Here is a 22,925-nt window from a genome sequence, read left to right on the forward strand (position 1 = left end):
TTATATGGGTATCTAAAAAGTTGAACATGTTAAATTGTTTGTAACTACTATTTTAGATATGTAAAAGGGGAATTATGAATTTAATAAATGAGTTTGATAATATAGATTTATCACTTAAATTACTTGAAGAAATAAAAAAAAGAGCAACTAAAGAAGTAAGGATTATGGAAGTGTGTGGCACGCATACTAGAAGTATATATAAATATGGAATAGATAAGTTGATGCCTTCAAATGTAAAGATGTTATCAGGTCCTGGATGTCCTGTATGTGTTACTTCTCAAAGTTATATAGATAGTGCAATAGAGATAAGTAAAAAGAAAAATGTTATAGTTACAACCTTTGGAGATATGATGAGAGTACCAGGAAGTTTAAGTTCATTAAGAGATGAGAAGGCAAAAGGGCGTGATATTAGAGTAATATATTCTCCTTTAGATTCCTTAGAAATAGCTAAAAATAATAAGGAAAATGAAGTTGTATTTTTAGCAATTGGATTTGAAACAACGGCACCTGTAATAGCATTAACTTTGAAAATGGCTAAGTTGGAGAAAATAGATAATTTTACTATGATACATTCAATAAAAACTATGCCAAATACTATGAAGACTTTAGTTTTAAATGAGGTCGTTAATATAGATGGTTTTATAGCCCCAGGACATGTAGCAACAATAATAGGCGAAGAAGTATTTAATAAGTTAGCCAAGGAAAGTGGAACGCCTATGAGTATATGTGGGTTTAAAAGCACAGAAATATTAGCTGGAATACTTTCTATAATAAATATGGTAAATAATAATGAAGTTAGATGTGAAAATCTATATAAGGGGTTTGTTAAAAAAGAAGGAAATATTATTGCTAAAAAACTTATGAATGAAGTATTTGTACCTTCAGATAGCGTATGGAGAGGTATTGGAAACTTAGAGGGTACAGGATATATATTTAAAGAAGAATACGAAATGTTTGATGCGAAATTAAAATTCTCATTAAATATAAAAGAAGAAATTATTAATAATGGATGTATTTGCGGTGATATATTAAAAGGTAAGAAAAGCCCAAGAGAGTGCAAATTATTTGGAAAGCATTGTAATCCAAATAACCCTATAGGACCATGTATGGTCTCTCAGGAGGGGACATGCGGTATAGTTTATAATGCATCGTATTAGCTAGAAATACTGGGAATGCTAGAAAGGCTGCGATGGTTGGGGCGATTTGATCTATTGGCACAATAGGAATCAATGTAATAAGCGTAGTAAGCTGGAAGGATATAGGATAAATTGCGAAAGGTGTAATTAAAGGGGATGGGTAAAGGTGGATATAATAACAATGGCACATGGTAGCGGTGGAGAAGAGAGTTATAAATTAATAGAAGAAGTATTTTATAATAATTTTAATAATGAAGAGTTGTTACAACAAAATGATTCAACTATAGTAGACGAAATTAAAGGGAAAATAGCAATTACCACAGATAGTTTTGTAATAGATCCTATATTTTTCCCTGGTGGAGATATAGGGAAACTTAGCGTATGTGGAACTATAAATGATTTAGCAGTAAGTGGAGCAAAGCCTTTATATATAACAGCTGCATTTATTATAGAAGAAGGATTTCAAATTGAAAGTTTAAAGAAAATTGTTAAATCTATGGCAGATACAGCAAAAGAAGCAGGGGTAAAAATAGTAGCAGGAGATACTAAAGTTGTTGAAAAAGGAAGAGGAGATAAAATATATATAAATACAACTGGTATAGGCGAATTCACTAAGGATAGATATGAATTAAACATGAAAAACATAAGAATAGGAGATAAAATAATATTAAGTGGCACAATGGGAGATCATGGAATGTGTATTATGAATGAAAGAGAAAAATTAGATATTGAAAGTAGCATAAAAAGTGATTGTGCAACTTTAAATACATTAACAGCAGATATAATGAGTGTAAGCAAAGAAATAAAAATAATGAGAGACCCAACTAGAGGGGGAGTTGCAGGTACGTTAAACGAACTTGTAAATAGTAGTGGGAAAAGTATTATGATTTATGAAAAAGACTTACCTATAAATGAAGAAGTTACAAGCTTTTGTGAAATTCTAGGCATAGACCCTCTTTATGTAGCAAATGAAGGAAAGTTAATTTGCATAGTTAGTAGTTGTGATGCTGAAAAGGTAATAAATGTTATAAGGGTACATTCATTAGGGTTGGATGCTGAAATAATAGGAGAAGTTGTGCCAGGTCAAAGAAAGGCACTATATATAAAAACAGAACTTGGAGCAATGAAAATAGTACCAATGCCACAAGGCGAGTTATTACCTAGAATATGTTAGGTAAATTTAGTGAAAAAATAGATAATATAATTTATTTTACATGCGTGGCATCGTAAAACAAATAAACACAATGATTATATGGCTTAAATTATTTAGAGGTAATACTAAAGTAGTATCTTAAAAGAATTAGTAATATACACAATATTATTAGAGGAAAATAATTCGAAAAATTAGGCAGAGTGTTGTATCAAATACCATAGTGGGTAAATAAACTATAGTAAGAACAATTTAATAGGAGAAATATAAATGTTAAATATGCTTTTAAATAATTTATTAGGTGGCGGTGGTATGGGGAAAATGCAAGGCAATGGGGGGATGGGAGGAAATCCCTTATTAAATATGTTAATGGGTAATATGAACATGGGTGGACAAGAAAATGGAATGGCAAATAACCCACTTAGTATGTTAATGGGCGGTATGAATGGTAATAGGGGAAATAACATGAATAATCAAGGTGGGAATCAAAAAAATGGTAACCAAAATAATGGTAACCAAAATAATGGTATGAATCAGATGTTGAGTATGTTAATGGGCGGAAATAATCCTATGAATGGTGGAAATCAAAATAGCAACCCAAATATTAATAAAGGTAATAATCAAAATTCAATGAAAAATAATCCTTTAAGCATGCTTTTGAATAATAACAATAGCACCAATAGCACCGATGGAAATAATGGAGCTAATGGAGCTAATGGAGCTAATGGAAATGATGGAAATGCTGGAAATAGTGCAAGTAATGGAGATAACGGAAGTAACGCAAATGGTGGAAATAACGGAATTGATATAAATCAGCTTTTGAGTATGTTTATGGGGGGGGATAATCAAAACAATCCCATGACGGATGAAAATCAAAATGGAATGGAAAATAATCCATTGAGCATGCTTATGAATAGTATGAATAATGGTAATGTGAATAATAATTCTAATATGGAGAATGGTAGGGGTAGACGTGATAAGGGTGAAAGAAGTCATAAAAGCCACAAAAGCCATAAGAGGCATAGATAATATATATTTGAAGAGTTTATTAAAAAATGAAAATAAAATTAATTAGCTATCGAAAATAAGCATTAACTGATATTGGTTAATGCTTATTTAAATTTTGGAGATTCCTTATATAAATGGCCATATTTTTTATATTTATATATCTTAATGATTGTAAGAGTAAAGAAAAGTGTTTAAAGATAAAAGTATAAGTGTAAGTTTATCAATTGATTTATAAAATGAATGTATTGTAGATATTAGAGAGATAATAAATGTAATAGAAGTTAGTATTGTTTCATGTTTAGCTTCCATAAAATGCTCCTTTAAAAAAAAATATACTTATGAGAGCAGCCTTTGATTATACCGATAATAACCATGTAATGTAAGTATATCATATGTTATAGATAAATATAGCAGCTACGATAAAGTTGTTTAATATATTTAAATTAGCTACTGAATTTTTAATTATTCTTTGTATAAAATTCGGAAAATTATCTATAATCATAATATAACTGAATAAAATATTTGATTAGAAGAAGGTTTTTCTAGGAAAAAAAAGGGGCCTTCTTCTTTTTGGTAATGTGGAGAGCTGTCATATTTTCATTCCTCTTTATGTAAATAACATTCAGTAATGTTTTACCCGGCTATAATTCTTTATTGCAAAACATTTTTCAAAATTAATTTAATGTATCTTTATATGTTAATATACCATTAAATATAGCTTCAGCAGAAAGGGATTGACCATTTTCAGAAGTTAGGAAAGATTCATCGGACAAGTTACTTAGAAAGCCAAGCTCTATAAGTACGGATGGAACGTCATTATTATTTAATACAGCTAAAGGTTCGTCTTCAGAATAATATTTAGTTCCTCTATCGGATGTGTATTCCAAATTACTTAACTCATTTTGTATTAGTGTGGCAAATAAGTTGCTTTCATCGTCATCGTTATTATACCAAGTTTCTATTCCTTTATAAGAATGGGATTCATCAGAACTATTACAATGTATAGAAATAAATAAATCAGCACCACTATCTTTAGAAATATTAACTCTTTCGTATAAATTTTCTGTAGAATTATCAGACCAAAACAATGTATCAGTGGTTCTTGTATATACTACATCAATACCCTGAGATTCTAATAATTCACCTAATTTAATAGTTATAGATAGAACAATATCTTTTTCAGCAGAATCATTTAAGCCTATAGTGCCAAAATCCCAATCACCATGACCAGCATCTATACAAATAGTAAAAACATCTGCACTATATAAAGGAACATTTTTGCTGGAAGTAGGTATAAATTTATTCTTAGATGTTATATTAGCAAGTCCTATTTTAAAACTTAATATCTTTTTAAAACCAATTGTAATTGATAGAATAGATATTAAAGAGAAAGTAATTAAATTTATTATTTTTTTACGGTGCCTTAATTTTTTTCTTTTTATATGGATATTTATGTCTCTATTACTCATATTATGTACCTCATCCCCTTATTATAAATGAAAGTAAAGAATGCATTAGTTCTATAGGTTTATTAGAAGTTCTTAACTTTAAAATAAGCTTAAGGTGTTAATGTGGAGAGTAGGTGAAGATAGTATGTTTTCTTTGCGAAATTTAAAAAAATATAAGAAATGTGGATGTATGTTACACAAAATCCAACAAAAATTATAAAAAGTATTTATAAAATGTATATTTTACAGTGATTATAGTGTTATAATCAATAAACAGGAAAGTTATAGAGCATTTAAATGAAAATAATCACATTGAATATAATTGGTTATTAATTTAAAATAGTATGGTACAAAATAAACTAGCATAGTGACTAGTTATTTTTTTTGAAAATACCTAGTGAGATAATATAACTTTAAGAATATATAAGAGAAGGTGATATGATGACAGATAATAGATTTTTACCAATAAGTAAAGAAGATATGATTGATAGAGAATGGGATCAATGTGATTTTGTTCTAGTTACAGGAGATGCATACATTGACCATCATAGTTTTGGTACAGCAATTATTTCAAGAGTACTAGAAAATGCAGGTTATAAGGTTGGTATAATAGCTCAACCAGATTGGCATAGTACAGAGGATTTTATGAAACTTGGAAGACCAAGACTTGGATTTTTAGTTAATGCAGGAAATATGGATTCTATGGTTAACCATTATAGTGTAGGTAAAAGACAAAGAGATAAGGATCTTTATACACCAGGTGGAAAAATGGGAGCAAGACCAGATAGAGCTACAATTGTTTATTGTAATAAAATAAGAGAAGCTTATAAAAATGTTAACATAGTAATAGGTGGTATTGAAGCTAGTTTAAGAAGATATGCTCATTATGATTATTGGGGTGACAATGTCCGTAATTCTATACTTGTAGATACCGGTGCAGATTTACTTATATATGGAATGAGTGAAAAGCAAATTGTTGAAGTTGCAAATTCATTAAATGAAGGATTTGAAGCAAAATACATAAGACACGTTAATGGAACGACTTACATAATAGACGAATTAGATGAGATTTATGGAGACTATATAGTAATGCCTTCATGCAAAGAAGTCGCTACTGATAAAGTTAAATATAATCAAGCTTTTAAAATACAAAATGAAGAGCAAGACCCAGTAAGAGGAAAGGTTTTAGTTCAACAACATGGTAGTAAATATGTTGTTTCAAACACTCCGGAAATGCCTCTTACAAGAGAAGAATTAGATGAAGTATATGGGCTTCCATACACTAAAGAATATCATCCTATATATGAAAATCAAGGTGGAATTGCAGCTTTAGAAGAAGTTAAATTTAGTATAGTAAGTTCAAGAGGATGTTTTGGAGATTGTGCTTTCTGTGCAATTACTTTCCATCAAGGAAGAGCAGTTCAAAGTAGAAGTGAAGAATCTATATTAGAAGAAGTAGTAGAAATTACTAATCTTAAAGATTTTAAGGGATACATACATGATGTAGGTGGTCCTACTGCAAACTTTAGAAAACCAGCTTGTTCAAGACAACTTACAATAGGTGCATGTAAACATAAAGAGTGTTTAACTCCAAAACCATGTAATAATTTAGTTGTTGATCATAGCGAGTTCCTTGGAATTCTTAGAAAAATAAGAAAAGTACCTAAGGTTAAGAAAGCTTTTGTTCGTTCAGGACTTAGATATGATTATATAATGGCAGATAAGGATGATACATTCTTTAAGGAACTTGTAGAGCATCATGTAAGTGGACAATTAAAAGTTGCGCCAGAACATGTAGCTGTTAATTCACTTAAATATATGGGTAAACCATCAGGTGATACTTATGATAGATTTAGAGAAAAGTTCTTTAAAATAAATCAAAAATTAGGTAAAGAACAGTATATAATACCATACCTAATGTCAAGTCATCCAGGTACTGGTTTAAAAGAAGCTATAGAACTTGCAGAATATTTAAGAGATACAAAATATCAACCAGAACAAGTTCAAGATTTCTATCCAACACCAGGTACTTTATCAACAGCAATGTTTTATACAGGTGTAGATCCAATTAGTGGAGATGAAGTATATGTTGCAAGAACTAAAGAAGAAAAAGCTATGCAAAGAGCACTTCTTCAGTTTAAAAATCCTAAAAACTATAATTTAGTTCATGATGCATTAATGCAAGAAGATAGAGAAGACCTAATAGGAAACGGACCTAAATGCTTAATACAATCAAAAGAAACTAGATACCTTGCAAGTAACAGAAAATATTCTGGAACAGGATACCAAGGTAAGAATAAAAATAATAGAAATAAAACTAGCACTGATAAAGATAAGAAAACATATGAAAAGCCACAAGGTAAAATGAAAAGTGGCGAATCAAAAGGTAAAGCTGGAAACAACGAAAAACCAGCGGCAAGAGCGGCTAGAGGAAAAGGCGGAGAAATGAGATCAACTGATACTAGAGTAAGTGCGCCTAAGAAAACTAGAGGACCAGCTAGAAGCAGATTAAAGAAATAATTTAAAACTTCCAATAATTAGTACGTATCAAAAGTAAAAAAAGTATATATAATATATGTATTGATAAGGGAGTGATTTGAGAATGGATAAAGAAATATTAGAAATTTTAAAATCAATGCAATCAGATTTAACATCAGTGAAATCTGATGTTAAATCATTAGAAAGTAAAGTTGATAAAAACACACAAATATTAAGAGCTTTAGAGGATTCATCGCAAGTAAATAAAGCTGAACATGATAATATGAGTAATGATATAGCTAAAATTAAAGGTGCTATTGAAAAAATGAATAAAGAGTTAAATAGAGTAGAACAAGCAACGGCTAATAATTGGGTGGATATCGCAGAGTTAAAAGCCACTAGATAGGTATTTAAAGGGTAGAATTACTTGCGCAGAGCAGGGAGTTCTACCTTTTTAATATTATTTTACAATTCCTTAATCTTTTATTGAATTTTTTCTGATTCTAAAAAAGTAACTGGTAACTCTATAGTATAAAAATAAGTATTCCAATAGCATAAGGATAGAAATAATAATATAGGCATCAGGACCTGAATTAATATCACTTTGTACAAGTCGAATACTGATTAGTATTAATGGAATTAAAAATGCACTATAGCGAATAAAGAATTTTCTAGCAAGGTTATACTTAATATCGTAGTCAGTATAAATATTAGGCTTTTCTTCATTAGAATTATATTCTTTTGCCCAAATATATCTAGTAGTAAGAGTATCATCAAAGGAATAAACCAGTTTCCAATTATCATCTCTATAAAGTTCATAGTAGCCAGCCGTAGTTTCACTATGACAATCGGTGCAATATCTAACATGTTTTGGTGTGCCTTTAACAAAAGTAAAAATATAACCAAGGAAGCCAACTTTCACAAGATTATAGCCTTTAAGTTCCATTTTCTCAAGGTAATCTTCAATTAAGTCCGGTGAATAACACCATCCAAATTTTAATCTCCTAATTTTCTTCATTTTTAAAACACCCCTCATATTTAATAGCATTATTGTTTAATTCTTTAATTCTTTCAATTTCTTTTAGTAATAGGGCTTTACCTATAGTAGTTATTTCATATATTGTTTTTCTAGCATCATCAGCGTAAACAGTTATTATATTAGCTTTTTGCATCTTAGATAAAGTTCCATAAACAGTACCAGAACCTAGTCTAATTCTGCCTTCAGTAATTTTATCAACATGGACTATAATTCCATAGCCATGTCTAGGCTCTGTTAAGGAAAGTAGTATATAATAAGCAGTTTCACTCATAGGGAGAAAGGCTTTTAGTATTTTTTCCAAGGATAAGGTCACCTCCTATGTCACGTTGTGATATATTATATGTTGACTATATCACAACGTGACTTAGTATTCAACAGTTATTTCAATAGGTTTGATCCAAATAATATTATTTGTTTTAGGATGCCTTAATGAATTAAGCAAAGAAATTGGTGATAAGCAAATATTTGAAAAATTAGCGAAGATGCTGTATATTATTGGAGTAGAAGAGTAGAAGAACTGTTTCAAAATAGAGACATAGTGTTAAAGTTGAAATTTTTCATTATAGGGAATATAATATTATCACATAGAAACATCTAAAGATGAATGCGCGGAAGTATTTAAATTCACAATAATCTTAAAACCATTGATAGAAGAGCTAATATTAAAATATACCATAGAGGAAATATCTAAAGAGCATAGTGGGATTTTTGACAAATTGATAAAATAAAAGAATGAAAAAATCTAAGAATCTTTGGTCTGTTATTTATTTTACGATGCCTAAGATAATGGGGAGATGAAAAAACCTGAAAAATGAAAACTTAAGTTTAAATAAGATAATTGATTTAAAAAAATGGCAGAAATTACAGGATTCTATTGCATTAGTTACTAAGACTGCAATAATTACAGTTGATTATAAAGGGAAGCCAGTTACTGAACATAGTTCTTGTCATAGATTTTGTGAAGAAGTAAGAGCAGATTCAGATATGGTGAAATATTGCGAAAAGTGTGATTCAAGAGGTGGGTTAGAAGCTATACGGTTAAATGAACCATATATATATTTATGCCACTATAATATAGTAGACGTCGCTATACCTATAATTATTGATGATAAATATATTGGAGCAATTATGGCAGGTCAAGTAAAGTTATCAGATCCTAATGAAACTAAAATACTAGAGCAAATAGTAACAACCTCAAATAAAGATTTAGCTAATAAGAAATTAGAGGATTTAAAAGAGTATTATGAACAATTACCACTATTATCCTATGAAAAAGTTAAAGAACTTGCAAATATGTTAAGTTATTTATGCAATTATTTAGTTGAAGAATCAATAGAGAAAAATTTAATTTTACAAATGTATGAAAAGTCGCTGAAGAGTGAAGTGGATTCTAATTCATTACTAGGGTATCCAGTAAAAAATATTGAAAATGTAAAAAAACAAATATCAAATGCTATAATAGACTCCTATATTATAGAAAAATCATGTGATGATGGTAGAGAAGTTTTAGTAAGTACAACTTTAAAACCAGCTATAGATTATATTTATAATAATAAAAGTGAAAATATTTCAGCAGAAAATATGGCTAATATTTGTCATGTTAGTCAAGGTTATTTTAGTAGGTTGTTTAAAAAAGAAACTGGAGAAAATTTTTCGATTTATTTGGCAAAATTAAAAATTGAATGGGCTAAGAATCTGTTAGAAGAAACAGATATGCATGTTAATGAAGTTAGCCAAGAACTTGGATTTAGTGAATCAGGATATTTTATAAAAATATTTAAAAAGTATGAAGGGGTTACACCATCTATTTATAGAAAGTATTTTAAGAAAATTTAGGCAATAATCAGGTATCTAAATAGAAAGTCATAATGCTAAGAAGTTGTCTCTTTAAGTGATAAAAAATCATTTGAAGAGACAATTTTTTTTATTATTTATATTAAAAAAAGATATATTAGGGAAATATAGTTTAAGAATGAAATAATCTGAAAAGTATAAAAATTACGATAATATAGTTTTATGTCAAAATATTACGGTCTGAAATCATAATATTTTGACATATTAGTCTAATGCGTAAAAATGAAAACGATATTATAATAAAGACAAGTTAAAAAACAAAAAAGTCAAAAGCAATAAACTTAAATAATACATAGAGGAGAGATTAATATGAGAAAAGCATTTATTTGCCCAACTAAATATGTTCAAGGGGAGGATGAATTATTAAATCTAGGTTATTTTGTGAAAACATTTGGAAAATCAGGACTATTAATTGCCCACAAAGATGATGTGGCACGTATTAAAGAAAAATTAGATATAACTTCTGAAAAATTTGGAATTACTTTTGTAGAAAGTGGATTTAAAGGTGAGTGTTCAAGACAAGAGGTAGAGAGATTACAACAAATTGCTAAAGAAAATAAATGTGATTGTATAATTGGGCTTGGTGGCGGTAAAGCAATTGATACTGCTAAATGTGTTGCAGAAGGTGATGCACTAATTATTGTTCCAACTATTGCAGCTACAGATGCACCAACAAGTCATTCAGCAGTTTTATATACACCAGAAGGAGCATTTGATGATTATGCTTATTTCAAACAAAGCCCTAGTGTAGTACTTGTTGATACAACAGTTATTGCAAAAGCACCTACTCGTTTCTTAGTTTCAGGAATGGGAGATGCATTATCAACATACTTTGAAGCAAGAGCAACATCAAATTCATATTCAAATGTAAATGCAGGTTTACCTTGTGGAGTTCGCGAAGGGGTATGTGGATCAGCTATAGGAACTAACACAGCACTTGCACTTGCTAAGTTATGTTATGAAACTTTAATGATGGATGGAGTAAAAGCAAAAGCAGCTTCAGATTGCAATTTAGTAACACCAGCTTTAGAGAATATTATAGAAGCAAATATTCTTTTATCAGGACTTGGATTTGAAAGTGGTGGACTAGCAGGAGCACATGCAATTCATGATGGGTTAACTATTTTAGAAGGTACACATAAATATTTCCATGGTGAAAAAGTTGCATTTGGAACAATAGCACAATTAGTATTAGAAAATTCAAAAACAGAAGAAATAAATGAAGTATTAGATTTCTGCTTAGAAGTTGGACTTCCTGTTTGTTTAGAAGATATAGGAGTAGATAGTATTACTGATGAAGAACTTATGGAAGTTGCAGAAAAAGCATGTATAAAAGAAGAATCAATACATTCTATGCCATTCCCTATAACAGCACAGGCTGTTGCGGCAGCAATTATTACTGCAGATAAAATAGGAAAAAATCATAAGATAAAAAGAGAGATGACTAATGAAAAAAATAATTAATAGACCAGAAACAGTAGTAATGGAAATGTGTAATGGTATAGCTAGGGCACACCCAGAAATTGAATTTCTTAGAAAATATAAAGTAATGAAGAAAAAAAATATTAATAGAAATAAAGTTAGTTTAATTAGTGGTGGTGGAAGTGGCCATGAACCAGCTCATGCAGGGTTCATTGGAAAAGGAATGTTAGATGCAGCTATATGTGGAGATGTATTTGCATCTCCATCTCAAATTCAAATATATCAAGGAATCAAAGCTACTGCTAGTGAAAAAGGAACTTTATTAATTATAAAAAATTATAGTGGAGATATGATGAACTTCAAAAATGCTGCTTATTTAGCAAGTGAAGATAGCATTAATGTTGATTATGTTAGAGTAGATGATGATATTGCAGTTGAGGATAGCTTGTACACTGTAGGTCGCCGTGGAGTTGCAGGAACTGTATTAGTTCATAAAATTGCAGGGGCAGCAGCAGAAAATGGACTGTCACTGGAAGATGTAAAAACTGTTGCACAAAAAGCCGTTGATAATGTTAGAAGCTTAGGATTTGCTTTTACATCGTGTACAGTACCAGCAAAAGGAACTCCAACATTTGAAATAGCAGAAGATGAAATGGAGTTTGGTGTTGGTATTCATGGTGAACCTGGAATCAAAAGAGAAAAAATGGCTACGGCAGATGAATTAGCAAAAAGAATTGTAGATGCTATATTAAAAGACATGAAAATAGAGGGTACAAATAAGGAAGAAATTGCTTTACTTATTAATGGATTTGGAGGAACACCTCTTCAAGAATTATATTTATTTAATAATTCTGTTACAGGTGAGCTAGCAAAGAGAAACATTAAAATATGTAGAACTTTTGTTGGAAATTATATGACAAGTATTGATATGGAAGGTGCTTCAGTATCAATTATGAAATTAGATGGACAATTAAAGGAACTACTATCACAAGAAAGTGATACTCCAGCATTTAAGGTTTCAGGACCTGTTGATGCAGTAGAATATGTGAAATTGGATACTTATAGTGAAGAATCAGAAACAGTATCTTTTGAAGTAGAGACATGTGAAAGTTTTGCAAAGATTAATGATGAAAAAATAACTTTAAACAACATGGTTTATATTGTAGACAAAATGAGTGAAGTTATTATTGAAAATGAAGTACCATTTTGTGAATTAGATTCTCATGCTGGTGATGGTGATTTTGGTATGAGTATAGCTAAAGGATTTAAACAGTTAAAAAGAGAATGGAAAGATATCCTTGAAGAAGACAATATGAATATTGGGAAATTCTTAAATGCTTGTTCTTTAGTAATAATGGAACATTGCGGTGGAGCATCAGGACCAATTTGGGGATCGGCATTTAGAGCAGCAGGTAAAAGTGCAGGAGAAAAAACTGAATTAACAGTTTCAGAATTTGCACAAATGATGCAAAAAGCATCATTAGGAATTCAAACTACAGGAGAACGTTCTTTTGGACGAGGAGCTGTAGTTGGAGATAAAACTTTAATAGATGCATTAATACCTTGTGCAAATTATTGGTCAAATAATGCAAAAGAAGATAATAGCATTAAAGAATCCTTTGAAAGAGCAGCTAAAGAAGCTGTTAAAGGAGCAAAAGCAACAGAACAAATAGTAGCCCATATGGGGAGAGCTGGAACTGTTGGAAAAAGAAGTTTAGGTTACCCTGATGCAGGAGCGCATGGCGTAGCTATAATATTCACAGAAATTGCAAAGGTAATAAAATAGTATATTAAAGTAAATAAATAAAAAGATGCATGCAGTGTAATAATTCTGCATGCATTTTTAATTTTGAAGATTATATTTGTTTAAAGAATTGTTTAGACAATAGGTTATTTAAGTCATCTTAAAAAACATGTTTGGAGATACCTAAAGGGGTATAATTATATTGAGTTATGTATAAAAGAAGGTTTTTTACCACAAGAGGAAATTATATTATATAAAATTTTAAGTAAGTTTAGGAATGATACAGCACATGTATATAAAAAGCCTCCATTTAAGATACTGCTTCAATTTTATATAGAAAATAGAGAGTTTCTAATAGGTGTAGGTGGAAATGTTGATAATGTAATAAAAGGAATTATTAAGTAGATATACAAGTGTTAATAATAATATGAAATGATTAAATATAATGGCGTTAGATAATATTAAAATAAATAGGATGTAAGTATAATTTATATACTTACATCCTATTTTTTTGCACTATAGGGTACTTATAAAGTCAGCTAATAGACAACGGCGAACGAACGTCACTTCCTTGCTATAATTTAAAAAAATCTAAAAATCTAAAAATATTTAGTATATTATTTATTTTACAATGCCTTAAAACTTATATTTATTAAACTTCATATTTTTGTAAGATTTTTGCTAACTGATTTGTAAGATAAAAATTATATTATAAGGACAAGTAATGAGTGAAAGGATCATTATAGTGTATAATTAAGGAAGAAAAATAATGTTATGGGGAAAATAACAATTTTAACAAGTGATTAGGGGGACAAAATGAGTAACGTTTTAGTTGTAGATGATGATAGGGAAATAGTTGATGCTATAGAAATATATTTAAAAAATGAAGGTGTTGATATATTTAAAGCTTATGATGGATTGGAAGCTTTAGACATTCTGCTATCCAAAGATATTCATCTTATTATTATGGATATAATGATGCCAAAGCTAGATGGATTAAAGGCAACTATAAAAATAAGGGAAGAAAAAAACATTCCTATAATATTAATATCCGCAAAATCAGAGGATTCTGATAAAGTAATTGGATTAAATTTAGGGGCAGATGATTATATAACAAAACCTTTTAATCCGCTAGAACTTATTGCAAGAGTAAAATCACAACTTAGAAGGTATATTACTTTAGGTAATTATAATAATGAAACTGAAGATATATTAAAATGTGGAGGACTTGAGCTTAATTTGCAAACTAAAGTAGTTTTAGTTGATGGTGAAGACGTTAAAATGACAGCTAAAGAAATTAAAATACTTCAATTACTTTTATCAAACCAAGGAAGAGTTTTTCCAACAGATGAAATATACGAAAGAGTTTGGGATGATCCATGTTTTAATGCAGATAACGTTATAGCAGTTCATATAAGAAGAATAAGAGAAAAAATTGAAATAAATCCTAAAGAGCCAAAATATTTAAAGGTGGTGTGGGGACTTGGATACAAAATTGAAAAACAATAAAAGAGAAATAACATTATTTTTTATAATTATAGTTTCAATAGCATTAATGTTATTAGTTTTTAAGACAGATAATAGTGGGGGGCAATTTGATAAACCATTTTATGAAAATGACAGTTTTCAACAGTATATAAGTGAAAAAGCTGAGACGATGTATGATGAGATAGATAATACTTATAAATGTGATCATCATAATGAGAGGATGTCAGGGTTAAAGGGCGAAAAGAATATTAAATTTATGACAGTTAATAATAGAACTAATGAAATTTATACTAATACAGAATACGATAGTATAAGTGACTTTAAAGATAAAGAAAAAGGATATGCGGAAATTGAAGGTGAAAATTATAAATTTAGAGTAAGAATAAATAACGAAAAATTTATTAAAGGATCAGCTGATAGATCTAGCATAACTGAAGACACAAATATAAGTCTGTATGCCATAATACCAGAAAAATTAGAGGAAACTGACGAATTAAAGAGTTTATATGTAGAGTATGCTTCTTCATATAATACTAGAAAATATGTAGTAGCGATAGGAATAATAGGGTTTATAGCATTTATAGTGGCTACATTTATTTCTAAAAAAAGAGGCTATAAATTCATTAATAAGGAAAATGAAAGGTATAAGCAATACTCTAAAATTCCTGTAGAATTAAAGTTAATGTTTATTATTTTTCTAATGATAATAGATAGTGGTGCAAATATATATAATTATTATTCACGAGACACATTTTCAGGAGTAAGAATAGAGCCTACATCATTAGGAATAAGCGTATTATTAAAAGTAATATATATAACTATTATATATCTGCTTATTCAAAATATAAAAGATAGAAATATATTAAAGAATAGTATTATAGGCAAAGTATTTGTATGTGGAAGAAAAAATATAAAAAGTGTTATAAGAGTAAGCAAAAAAATAGGGTTAATTAAAAGAATAATATTTATTTTTACAATTATAACAATAGGGAATATGGGAATATTTATTTTTGATACAGTATTAAATCCATATAGAAATCCTTCTAGGTTGGGCATATTTGTAGGGGTTACTAGCTTTATATTATTTACATTATATATAGTAGGTAAATTAGGATATTTAAATGAGATTATGGAAGGTGTTAATAAAATAAAGGATGGGGACCTTAATTATAAAATAGAAGTAAAAGGCAATGATGAATTCACAGTTTTAGCAGAAAATATAAATGATATGGGAAGTGGTCTAGAGAATTCTATTGAAGAAAGGCTTAAAAGTGAAAGAATGAAAAGTGAGCTTATAACAAATGTTTCTCATGATTTAAAAACACCTTTAACATCTATATTAAATTATGTGGATTTGCTTAAAAAAGAAGATGTTATGCCAGAGCATTTAAATGATTATATTGAAATTTTAGATCAAAAATCAAAGAGATTAAAAGTTCTTATAGAAGATTTATTTGAAGCAGCTAAGGCTACAAGCGGAACTGTAGAATTAAATATAGAAAAAATCCAACTAAATCAACTTTTAACTCAAAGCATTGCAGAAATGGAAGGAAAGGTAACAGAAGCTAATTTAGATATGAAAGTTAATTTTCCTGAAAATAAAATTTATATAAATGCAGACGGTAAAAAATTGTTTAGAGTTTTCGAAAATCTAATTTCTAATATAGTTAAGTATTCATTAAAGGGTACAAGAGTTTATATAGATCTTTATACTAATGAGGAATATGCATATGTAACTTTTAAAAATATATCAGCATATGAATTAAGCTTTGAGGTTGGTGAAATTACAGAAAGATTTAAAAGAGGCGATGATTCAAGAAGCGAAGAAGGCTCAGGTCTTGGACTTTCAATAGCAAAAGGTTTAGTAGAAATCCAAGGTGGAGAATTTGTTATCCAAACTGATGGGGATTTATTTAAGGCTATAGTTAAATTAGGATTAAGTAAAGATTAGAGAATTAATTAACGAACAGGCGAAGATATATTAGAAAGTGACCTTTGAGATAAGTCAGCATAATGCTGGCTTTTTTCTTTTAAATAAATTTAGAAGGGGACTCCGTAGATATTCTACTTATTGATAATTATTATCATATGTGATAACATTGAGACTAAACATGATTTAGGAAACTGAAAAATGATAACTATTAATTGACCGAAGAGGAGACAGAGATATGAATGACATAAATAAGTTTCAATCAGGGATTTTATTACTATTAATATTTATAAGTGTATTACTTGGACAAGTTAATATAATTGGATTAGCAGCTGGATATGTTATAATTCCAGCTTTAATAATAATGTTATTTTTATTGTTTATTCAAATCCCTATAAGTGATATAGGGAAATCTATTAAAAATATTAAATTTACAGCAATAACAGTAGTAATTAATTTTATATGGACACCAATATTAGTATTTTTACTTGGAAGGGTATTTTTAAGTAATGATCCAGATTTATTAATTGGATTTGTGATGCTAATGGTTACCCCATGTACAGATTGGTATTTAATATTTATAGCCAGAGCAAAAGGAAATAGGGCACTTGGAGCATCACTTCTACCATTAAACTTTATTTTGCAAATAATATTACTTCCTTTATACATACTAATAATAGGAGGAACTAGTGTTAAGTTAGATGTAGTGAATTTACTTACTAGTACTATTGTAAGTTTATTAATACCCTTAGTTTTAGCTTCAATATATAGAAAAATAATATTATCTAAAAAGGGTGAAAACTATTTTGAAAAAGTTATTTCGAAAAAAGCATGTAAGTTTCAAGGCTGGTTTTTGAATTTAGCAATAGCCACAATGTTTGCATCCCAAGGTAGATTACTTATAACAAATCCACAAGTATTATTTAAATTATTAATACCTATTTTACTATTCTTTATAATAAATTTAATTATAGGACAATGGATAGGTAAACTATTTAAATTACAATATGAAGATAAAGTAGTTTTAAATTTAACTACACTTGCAAGAAATTCACCCATTGCACTTGCAATAGCAGTGTTATCATTTCCAGATAAACCAATAATAGCATTAGCATTAGTAATTGGACCATTAATAGAGCTACCAGTGCTCTTAATAATATCAAGTATATTGTTAAAAGGGAGAAAAATTGCTAAAGTAATATAGTTATTTTAAAAATTCAATCATTAAAATTACATTTTTAGAGTATAAATTTAAGAATGTAAAATTTTGATGGGGGAATTTATTGTGGCTGTATCCAAAGTAGACACAAAGTTTATTGGAAGAAAAGAAATTCAAATTTCAGATATTGAAACAAAGGAATGTAACTTTTATTCAATTAAAACTGTATCTGAAATTAAAGAAACTGTAAATCATCATATACTTTTAGTTGATGTATCGGGAAGTATGTGTTGCGAAATTGAAGAACTTAAGGTTAGGCTTAAGTCAACATTAGATGCTTTAAGAAAAAGCGGGAATAACTATGTTTCAGTAATACTTTATTCTGGACATGAAGAAACTTTTAGAATTATTAATGCAGTTAAATGTGATTTAATATCTTTTAGAATGGCTCAGGTATATGAAACTTTAGAGGAAGAAGTGTATGCAAGAGGAATTACGGTAATGTCTAGGCCTTTAGAAGAATCTATAGAAATTGTAAAAACATTAGCAGGTGTATGTGATAAGCACCATATAGTTTTATTTACAGATGGATATTTAGTGCCTAGTAAATGGAATTGCATAGTTGAAGAAGAAAAATGTTTTGCAATTGCAGATATATGTAATGAGAAAGGAATATTCTTAGATGCAATTGGGTTTGGGCAATATTATGATAGAGAATTTCTTTTAGAGCTTGTAAGGAGAGGAAATACAGGAACGTTTATTCATATTGATGAAATTATTGATTATTATAAAACTATTGTAACTATGGCTCAAGATGTAAACAATAAAGAATTAATAGATTTTAGCATTACAAATAATGATTATTTTATTATTAATGAAAGTACTAGAAAGAATAAGCCTGAGATTATAAAAATATTGAAAAATAATGGAGAAAATATAATTGTAGTTTTTAATGAAGAAATTATTATTAATGATAAAAAAATAAAGGCTACAAAAAAAGAAATGCCTGAAGAGGTTTTAGAGGACTTCTTTTATGGATTGGCTTTATATCATGTTATTAATGAGGATATAGAAAGCGGAGAAGTTGCAATAGCACAAACACAGGATATAGGGGCTTATGCTTCTTTAGCAAACTGCTATTCCTTCTTAGAGAAAGGAAAGGTAATTAATTTATTAAATAAACTAATTGAAAATAAGGATAAAAGATTTAAAAAAGGTAAAGTAAATATAAAAGTTCAATCACTAGAAGAGGAACCTTTATGCCTTTTAGAAGTATTAAAGGAAATACTTGAGGATGAGGAGTCGAAACTTCTTTGGGATTATAAATATAAATATAAAAGAATAGGGGTAAAGAGTAAAAGTATAGAAGATGAGTATAAATTTATTTATCCAAAGGAAGGATATGGGAAAATAATAAATCTTTCAATAGGATCTAAAAAATTAAATATTGGAGTTAAAGTTGAAATAAAAGGAGAAGTACAAAATACTACTAATAAGTTAAAGCTAGATGCGGTAGTGTATAGAGATTATAATCTTATTCTTAATGGTAATATAAACACAACACAACTATGGTGTGAATTATCTAAAGAATTAAAAACTAAGCTTAGAAAAGAAAAAATAATTAAAAAGACAATAAAATCAGAACACCATGAAATTTCTATTTTAGATTTAACTAAGCTTAAGGCAACAAATAAAAGATTATTAAAATCATTAAACAAAAATGATTTAGCTAAAGCTATCTATGACATAGAAGTTTTAGAATGCAAGCAATGGGCTGTGAAAAAGCAAATAGATGAATTGTTTAAAATTGGGAATGCTGAAAAAATAGATTTAGTAGATATGTCAAAAGAAGAAATTCAAATTAGGAAAATGTTTAGAGTAGATAAAAAGGGAACTTATATACCTCTCAAAGTAGTACATGAAGAAACTGCTGCCTGTGAAATATACACTGCAAAAGTTTTAGAGTGGAAAATAGAAAAATTCCCTAAAAAGAAAGAACAAGAAAATGCATTGGCAAAGTATAAAGAATTACTTAAACAGGAATCTAGAGATCCTTATGAAGTTTTAAGACATGAATTATATATTGTTAAAAGAGAACTTAATAAAAAAAGGGATCTTGTTAATTTAGTTAGGTTATCAAGTGGGTTAATAGGTAAATCAATATTTTTATGGGAAGAAGAATTTGAAAAACCTAAAAAGGAAAATGATAAAAATTTAAATATGAACATGATAGTATCAGAAAAAATGAATGTAAGTATAAAAAATATAGATGGAATTAAAATAAGACAAGATAAATATAACATGTTAACTAAATGCACATAAAAAATAGATTGGTAAATTGGTTTGTTATTTTTTAAAAATACCTTATAATAGGTTTTACAAAGGTAAAAATAGAAGTACAATATAATTATAGTATAAAGAGTACGGAAATTTGAAAAAATAATTAAATATATTGATATGAAGGTGAACAAATGGAAGAGTATTTAGACGTGCTACAAAAATGTAGTATTTTCAAAGGTATGGAAAATGAATATATAAAAAACATACTTAAAGAGAAAAACTATAAAATAGTTAATTATAATAAAGGTGATATTATAGCTATAGAGGATAGTGAATGTGAATATATAGGTATAGTTTTAAGTGGCAGTGTAGAAATTGAAAATATATATGAAAGTGGAAGAAGTTTAACAATTCAAAGGTTTATAGAAGGTAGTACATTTGGAGAAGCTATAGTTTTTTCAACAAGAAAAACCTATCCAGCTACAGTAATGGCATCAGTTAAAAGTAATATAATGTTCATACCAAATAACACCATTATTGAATTGTGCTCTAGTGATAAAAATTTTCTTTGGAACTTTATGGCCTTACTAAGTGAGAAAGTTTTAATGATTAACAACAAGATGAAGATAATATCTCTTTCTAGTATAAGACAAAAACTTGCGAAATTTATTTTAGAACAGGTTAATATTCAAAAAAGTGAAAAAATAAAACTTAATGTAAACAAAAAAGAATTAGCAGAATATCTAGGCATTCAAAGACCATCGTTATCAAGGGAACTTATAAGGATGCAGGAAGATGGCATTTTAGAATCTAATAAAAACGAAATTAATGTTTTAGATATGAACACCCTTAAAGAAATAATGTGCAAATAAAATATATATTTTAAAATCCGTAACATATGTTACGGATTTATTTCGTATATGGAACTATAATGAGTATATGAAATAGACCTAAAACATATTAAAAAGTAAAAACATTATTACTTTAATAGTAATAAATAAATATATCAATGGAGGTTTCTATTATGGATAAAAAGATGTTTTGTTTTCAGTGTCAAGAAGCAGCGGGATGTACAGGTTGCACAATAAAGGGTGTTTGTGGTAAAACACCAGAACTTGCAGGGTTACAAGATTTATTAATATACACAACTAAAGGATTATCAGAAGTAGCAGTAGAAGCAAGAGCAGAAGGAATAAAAGTTTCAGAAGAAGTAAATCATTTAGTTACAATGAATCTTTTCAAAACAATAACAAATGCAAACTTTGATAATGAGGTATTTTATAATAGTATAAGAAATACTTTAAAAGTTAAAAATGAATTATTAGCTAAAGTAACTAATAAAGATAATATTAGAGCAGGGCTATGGAGTGGCGTAACTAATGAAGAATTTGAAGTTAAGGCTAAACTAGTAGGTGTACTAGCTACTGAAAATGAAGATATTAGAAGTTTAAGAGAACTTGTTATTTACGGATTAAAAGGATTATCAGCATATTTGAAACATGCAAATGTACTTGGTCATGATTGCGAAGATATATCAATATTTATGCAAAGAGCATTAGCAAAAACAACAGACAACAATGTTAATGTTGATGAATATGTAGCATTAACTTTAGAAACTGGTAAATTTGGTGTTGATGGAATGGCTTTATTAGATACAGCTAACACTAAGACTTATGGGCACCCAGAAGCTACAAAAGTAAATATAGGAGTTAAATCAAAGCCTGGTATATTAGTTTCAGGACATGATTTAAAAGATTTAGAACAATTATTAGAACAAACAAAAGATACAGGAATAGATGTGTATACTCATTCAGAAATGTTACCAGCACATTACTACCCAGAATTTAAAAAATATTCAAACTTAGTAGGAAACTATGGTAATGCATGGTGGAAACAAAAAGAAGAATTTGAAAGCTTTAATGGACCAATACTTATGACTACTAACTGTATAGTTCCACCAAAAGATTCATATAAAGATAAAATATTCACTACAGGAGCTTCAGGTTATGAAGGTTGTGCTCATATAAATGCGGATGAAAATGGTAAAAAAGATTTTAGCAAAATTATAGAATTAGCTAAAAAATGCATGCCACCAGTAGAAATAGAAACAGGAGAAATACTTGGAGGTTTTGCACATAACCAAGTTATAGCTTTAGCAGATAAGGTTGTTGATGCTGTTAAAACAGGAGCAATTAAGAAGTTCTTTGTTATGGCAGGTTGTGATGGTAGAGCTAAATCAAGAAACTACTACACAGATTTTGCAGAGGCGCTTCCACAAGATGCAGTTATATTAACAGCAGGATGTGCAAAATATAAATATAACAAATTAAACTTAGGCGATATTGGAGGAATTCCAAGAGTTTTAGATGCAGGACAATGTAATGATTCATATTCATTAGTATTAATAGCTTTAAAATTAAAGGAAGTATTTGAATTACAAGATATAAATGAACTTCCAATAGCTTATAACATTGCATGGTACGAACAAAAAGCTGTAATAGTATTATTATCATTATTACACCTTGGAGTGAAGAATATTCACTTAGGACCAACACTTCCAGCATTCCTATCACCAAATGTAACAAATGTATTAGTTGAAAACTTTGGTATAGGTGGAATAACAAATGTAGAAGATGACATGAAAATGTTCATGGATCTATAAAATATAGTTAATAAGATTAGAATATATATTCCTAGAAAATAGGATTTAAAATAACTTTGACATGGGGCAACCTTTGTTAAAGTTATTTTTATATTTATTTTAAAATAGATACTTTGTTAATGAAACT

The 22,925-nt window shown here is 28.7% G+C and carries 17 protein-coding genes; 14 read left to right on the forward strand and 3 right to left on the reverse strand.

Annotated features, from left to right (window positions below):
- The first annotated feature begins 74 nt into the window (after nt 1–74).
- The 3 genes from hypD (at nt 75) to J1C67_RS12280 (ending at nt 3,315) form a co-directional block, all read left to right on the forward strand.
- A complete protein-coding gene (gene hypD, locus J1C67_RS12270) occupies nt 75–1,157 on the forward strand; it encodes a hydrogenase formation protein HypD (RefSeq protein WP_167866563.1) in 1,083 nt (360 codons plus the stop codon).
- A 160-nt stretch (nt 1,158–1,317) separates the two neighbouring features.
- Nucleotides 1,318–2,310 carry a hydrogenase expression/formation protein HypE gene (hypE, locus tag J1C67_RS12275; RefSeq protein WP_167866627.1) on the forward strand — a complete coding sequence of 331 codons (993 nt, stop codon included), beginning with the start codon at nt 1,318–1,320 and terminating at the stop codon, nt 2,308–2,310.
- 246 nt (nt 2,311–2,556) lie between these two features.
- A complete protein-coding gene (locus tag J1C67_RS12280) occupies nt 2,557–3,315 on the forward strand; it encodes a hypothetical protein (protein WP_207713900.1) in 759 nt (252 codons plus the stop codon).
- Between the two features lie 653 nt (nt 3,316–3,968).
- On the opposite strand, the gene J1C67_RS12285 is transcribed toward J1C67_RS12280, so the two are convergent.
- Complete coding sequence (locus J1C67_RS12285) at nt 3,969–4,763, reverse strand: N-acetylmuramoyl-L-alanine amidase family protein (RefSeq protein WP_167866564.1); 795 nt, start codon at nt 4,761–4,763, stop codon at nt 3,969–3,971.
- 420 nt (nt 4,764–5,183) lie between these two features.
- Between J1C67_RS12285 and J1C67_RS12290 the strand changes: the two genes are divergently transcribed.
- On the forward strand, nt 5,184–7,262 hold the full coding sequence (locus tag J1C67_RS12290) for a YgiQ family radical SAM protein (RefSeq protein ID WP_167866628.1): 2,079 nt from the start codon (nt 5,184–5,186) through the stop codon (nt 7,260–7,262).
- A gap of 82 nt (nt 7,263–7,344) precedes the next feature.
- Nucleotides 7,345–7,626: a hypothetical protein gene (locus J1C67_RS12295; RefSeq protein WP_167866565.1), complete on the forward strand. Its 282-nt coding sequence runs from the start codon at nt 7,345–7,347 to the stop codon at nt 7,624–7,626.
- A 69-nt stretch (nt 7,627–7,695) separates the two neighbouring features.
- Here the strand turns inward: J1C67_RS12295 and J1C67_RS12300 are convergent, their stop codons facing one another.
- Together J1C67_RS12300 and J1C67_RS12305 are read right to left on the reverse strand one after the other, a co-directional pair.
- Nucleotides 7,696–8,238 (reverse strand): DUF2812 domain-containing protein, encoded by a 543-nt coding sequence (locus J1C67_RS12300; RefSeq protein WP_167866566.1) that lies wholly within the window; start codon nt 8,236–8,238, stop codon nt 7,696–7,698.
- Nucleotides 8,225–8,530: a PadR family transcriptional regulator gene (locus tag J1C67_RS12305; RefSeq protein ID WP_167866629.1), complete on the reverse strand. Its 306-nt coding sequence runs from the start codon at nt 8,528–8,530 to the stop codon at nt 8,225–8,227. Before J1C67_RS12305 ends, J1C67_RS12300 begins: the two co-directional genes overlap by 14 nt.
- Before the next feature lie 533 nt (nt 8,531–9,063).
- Here J1C67_RS12305 and J1C67_RS12310 point away from each other — a divergent pair.
- The 9 genes from J1C67_RS12310 (at nt 9,064) to hcp (ending at nt 22,798) form a co-directional block, all read left to right on the forward strand.
- The gene (locus J1C67_RS12310) at nt 9,064–10,095 is read left to right on the forward strand and encodes a PocR ligand-binding domain-containing protein (protein WP_167866630.1); all 1,032 of its coding nucleotides are present in this window, start codon (nt 9,064–9,066) and stop codon (nt 10,093–10,095) included.
- Nucleotides 10,096–10,422: 327 nt separating this feature from the next.
- Nucleotides 10,423–11,577: a glycerol dehydrogenase gene (locus J1C67_RS12315; RefSeq protein ID WP_167866567.1), complete on the forward strand. Its 1,155-nt coding sequence runs from the start codon at nt 10,423–10,425 to the stop codon at nt 11,575–11,577.
- Nucleotides 11,561–13,321, forward strand: coding sequence for a dihydroxyacetone kinase subunit DhaK (gene dhaK, locus J1C67_RS12320; protein WP_167866568.1), 1,761 nt, complete (start codon nt 11,561–11,563; stop codon nt 13,319–13,321). The genes J1C67_RS12315 and dhaK overlap by 17 nt, the downstream gene beginning before the upstream one ends.
- A gap of 774 nt (nt 13,322–14,095) precedes the next feature.
- Nucleotides 14,096–14,788 carry a response regulator transcription factor gene (locus J1C67_RS12325; protein WP_167866569.1) on the forward strand — a complete coding sequence of 231 codons (693 nt, stop codon included), beginning with the start codon at nt 14,096–14,098 and terminating at the stop codon, nt 14,786–14,788.
- Nucleotides 14,763–16,718: a sensor histidine kinase gene (locus J1C67_RS12330; RefSeq protein ID WP_207253504.1), complete on the forward strand. Its 1,956-nt coding sequence runs from the start codon at nt 14,763–14,765 to the stop codon at nt 16,716–16,718. Before J1C67_RS12325 ends, J1C67_RS12330 begins: the two co-directional genes overlap by 26 nt.
- Before the next feature lie 217 nt (nt 16,719–16,935).
- Nucleotides 16,936–17,901 (forward strand): arsenic resistance protein, encoded by a 966-nt coding sequence (locus J1C67_RS12335; RefSeq protein WP_167866571.1) that lies wholly within the window; start codon nt 16,936–16,938, stop codon nt 17,899–17,901.
- Nucleotides 17,902–17,982: 81 nt separating this feature from the next.
- Nucleotides 17,983–20,178: a vWA domain-containing protein gene (locus tag J1C67_RS12340; protein ID WP_167866572.1), complete on the forward strand. Its 2,196-nt coding sequence runs from the start codon at nt 17,983–17,985 to the stop codon at nt 20,176–20,178.
- A 149-nt stretch (nt 20,179–20,327) separates the two neighbouring features.
- Nucleotides 20,328–21,008: a Crp/Fnr family transcriptional regulator gene (locus J1C67_RS12345; RefSeq protein WP_167866573.1), complete on the forward strand. Its 681-nt coding sequence runs from the start codon at nt 20,328–20,330 to the stop codon at nt 21,006–21,008.
- A gap of 152 nt (nt 21,009–21,160) precedes the next feature.
- Complete coding sequence (gene hcp, locus J1C67_RS12350; RefSeq protein WP_167866574.1) at nt 21,161–22,798, forward strand: hydroxylamine reductase; 1,638 nt, start codon at nt 21,161–21,163, stop codon at nt 22,796–22,798.
- The last annotated feature ends 127 nt before the right edge of the window (nt 22,799–22,925 follow it).

This window comes from Clostridium gasigenes, assembly GCF_017348895.1.
Lineage (GTDB): Bacteria > Bacillota > Clostridia > Clostridiales > Clostridiaceae > Clostridium > Clostridium gasigenes.

Excerpts from the sequence above, each read along its gene's own strand:
- J1C67_RS12295 (WP_167866565.1), top strand. The coding sequence starts at position 7,345 with ATGGATAAAGAAATATTAGAAATTTTAAAATCAATGCAATCAGATTTA.
- J1C67_RS12345 (WP_167866573.1), top strand. The coding sequence starts at position 20,328 with ATGGAAGAGTATTTAGACGTGCTACAAAAATGTAGTATTTTCAAAGGT.
- J1C67_RS12315 (WP_167866567.1), top strand. The coding sequence starts at position 10,423 with ATGAGAAAAGCATTTATTTGCCCAACTAAATATGTTCAAGGGGAGGAT.
- dhaK (WP_167866568.1), top strand. The coding sequence starts at position 11,561 with ATGAAAAAAATAATTAATAGACCAGAAACAGTAGTAATGGAAATGTGT.
- hcp (WP_167866574.1), top strand. The coding sequence starts at position 21,161 with ATGGATAAAAAGATGTTTTGTTTTCAGTGTCAAGAAGCAGCGGGATGT.
- J1C67_RS12280 (WP_207713900.1), top strand. The coding sequence starts at position 2,557 with ATGTTAAATATGCTTTTAAATAATTTATTAGGTGGCGGTGGTATGGGG.
- J1C67_RS12285 (WP_167866564.1), bottom strand. The coding sequence starts at position 4,763 with ATGAGTAATAGAGACATAAATATCCATATAAAAAGAAAAAAATTAAGG.
- hypE (WP_167866627.1), top strand. The coding sequence starts at position 1,318 with ATGGCACATGGTAGCGGTGGAGAAGAGAGTTATAAATTAATAGAAGAA.
- J1C67_RS12305 (WP_167866629.1), bottom strand. The coding sequence starts at position 8,530 with ATGAGTGAAACTGCTTATTATATACTACTTTCCTTAACAGAGCCTAGA.
- J1C67_RS12325 (WP_167866569.1), top strand. The coding sequence starts at position 14,096 with ATGAGTAACGTTTTAGTTGTAGATGATGATAGGGAAATAGTTGATGCT.
- J1C67_RS12290 (WP_167866628.1), top strand. The coding sequence starts at position 5,184 with ATGACAGATAATAGATTTTTACCAATAAGTAAAGAAGATATGATTGAT.
- hypD (WP_167866563.1), top strand. The coding sequence starts at position 75 with ATGAATTTAATAAATGAGTTTGATAATATAGATTTATCACTTAAATTA.
- J1C67_RS12335 (WP_167866571.1), top strand. The coding sequence starts at position 16,936 with ATGAATGACATAAATAAGTTTCAATCAGGGATTTTATTACTATTAATA.
- J1C67_RS12300 (WP_167866566.1), bottom strand. The coding sequence starts at position 8,238 with ATGAAGAAAATTAGGAGATTAAAATTTGGATGGTGTTATTCACCGGAC.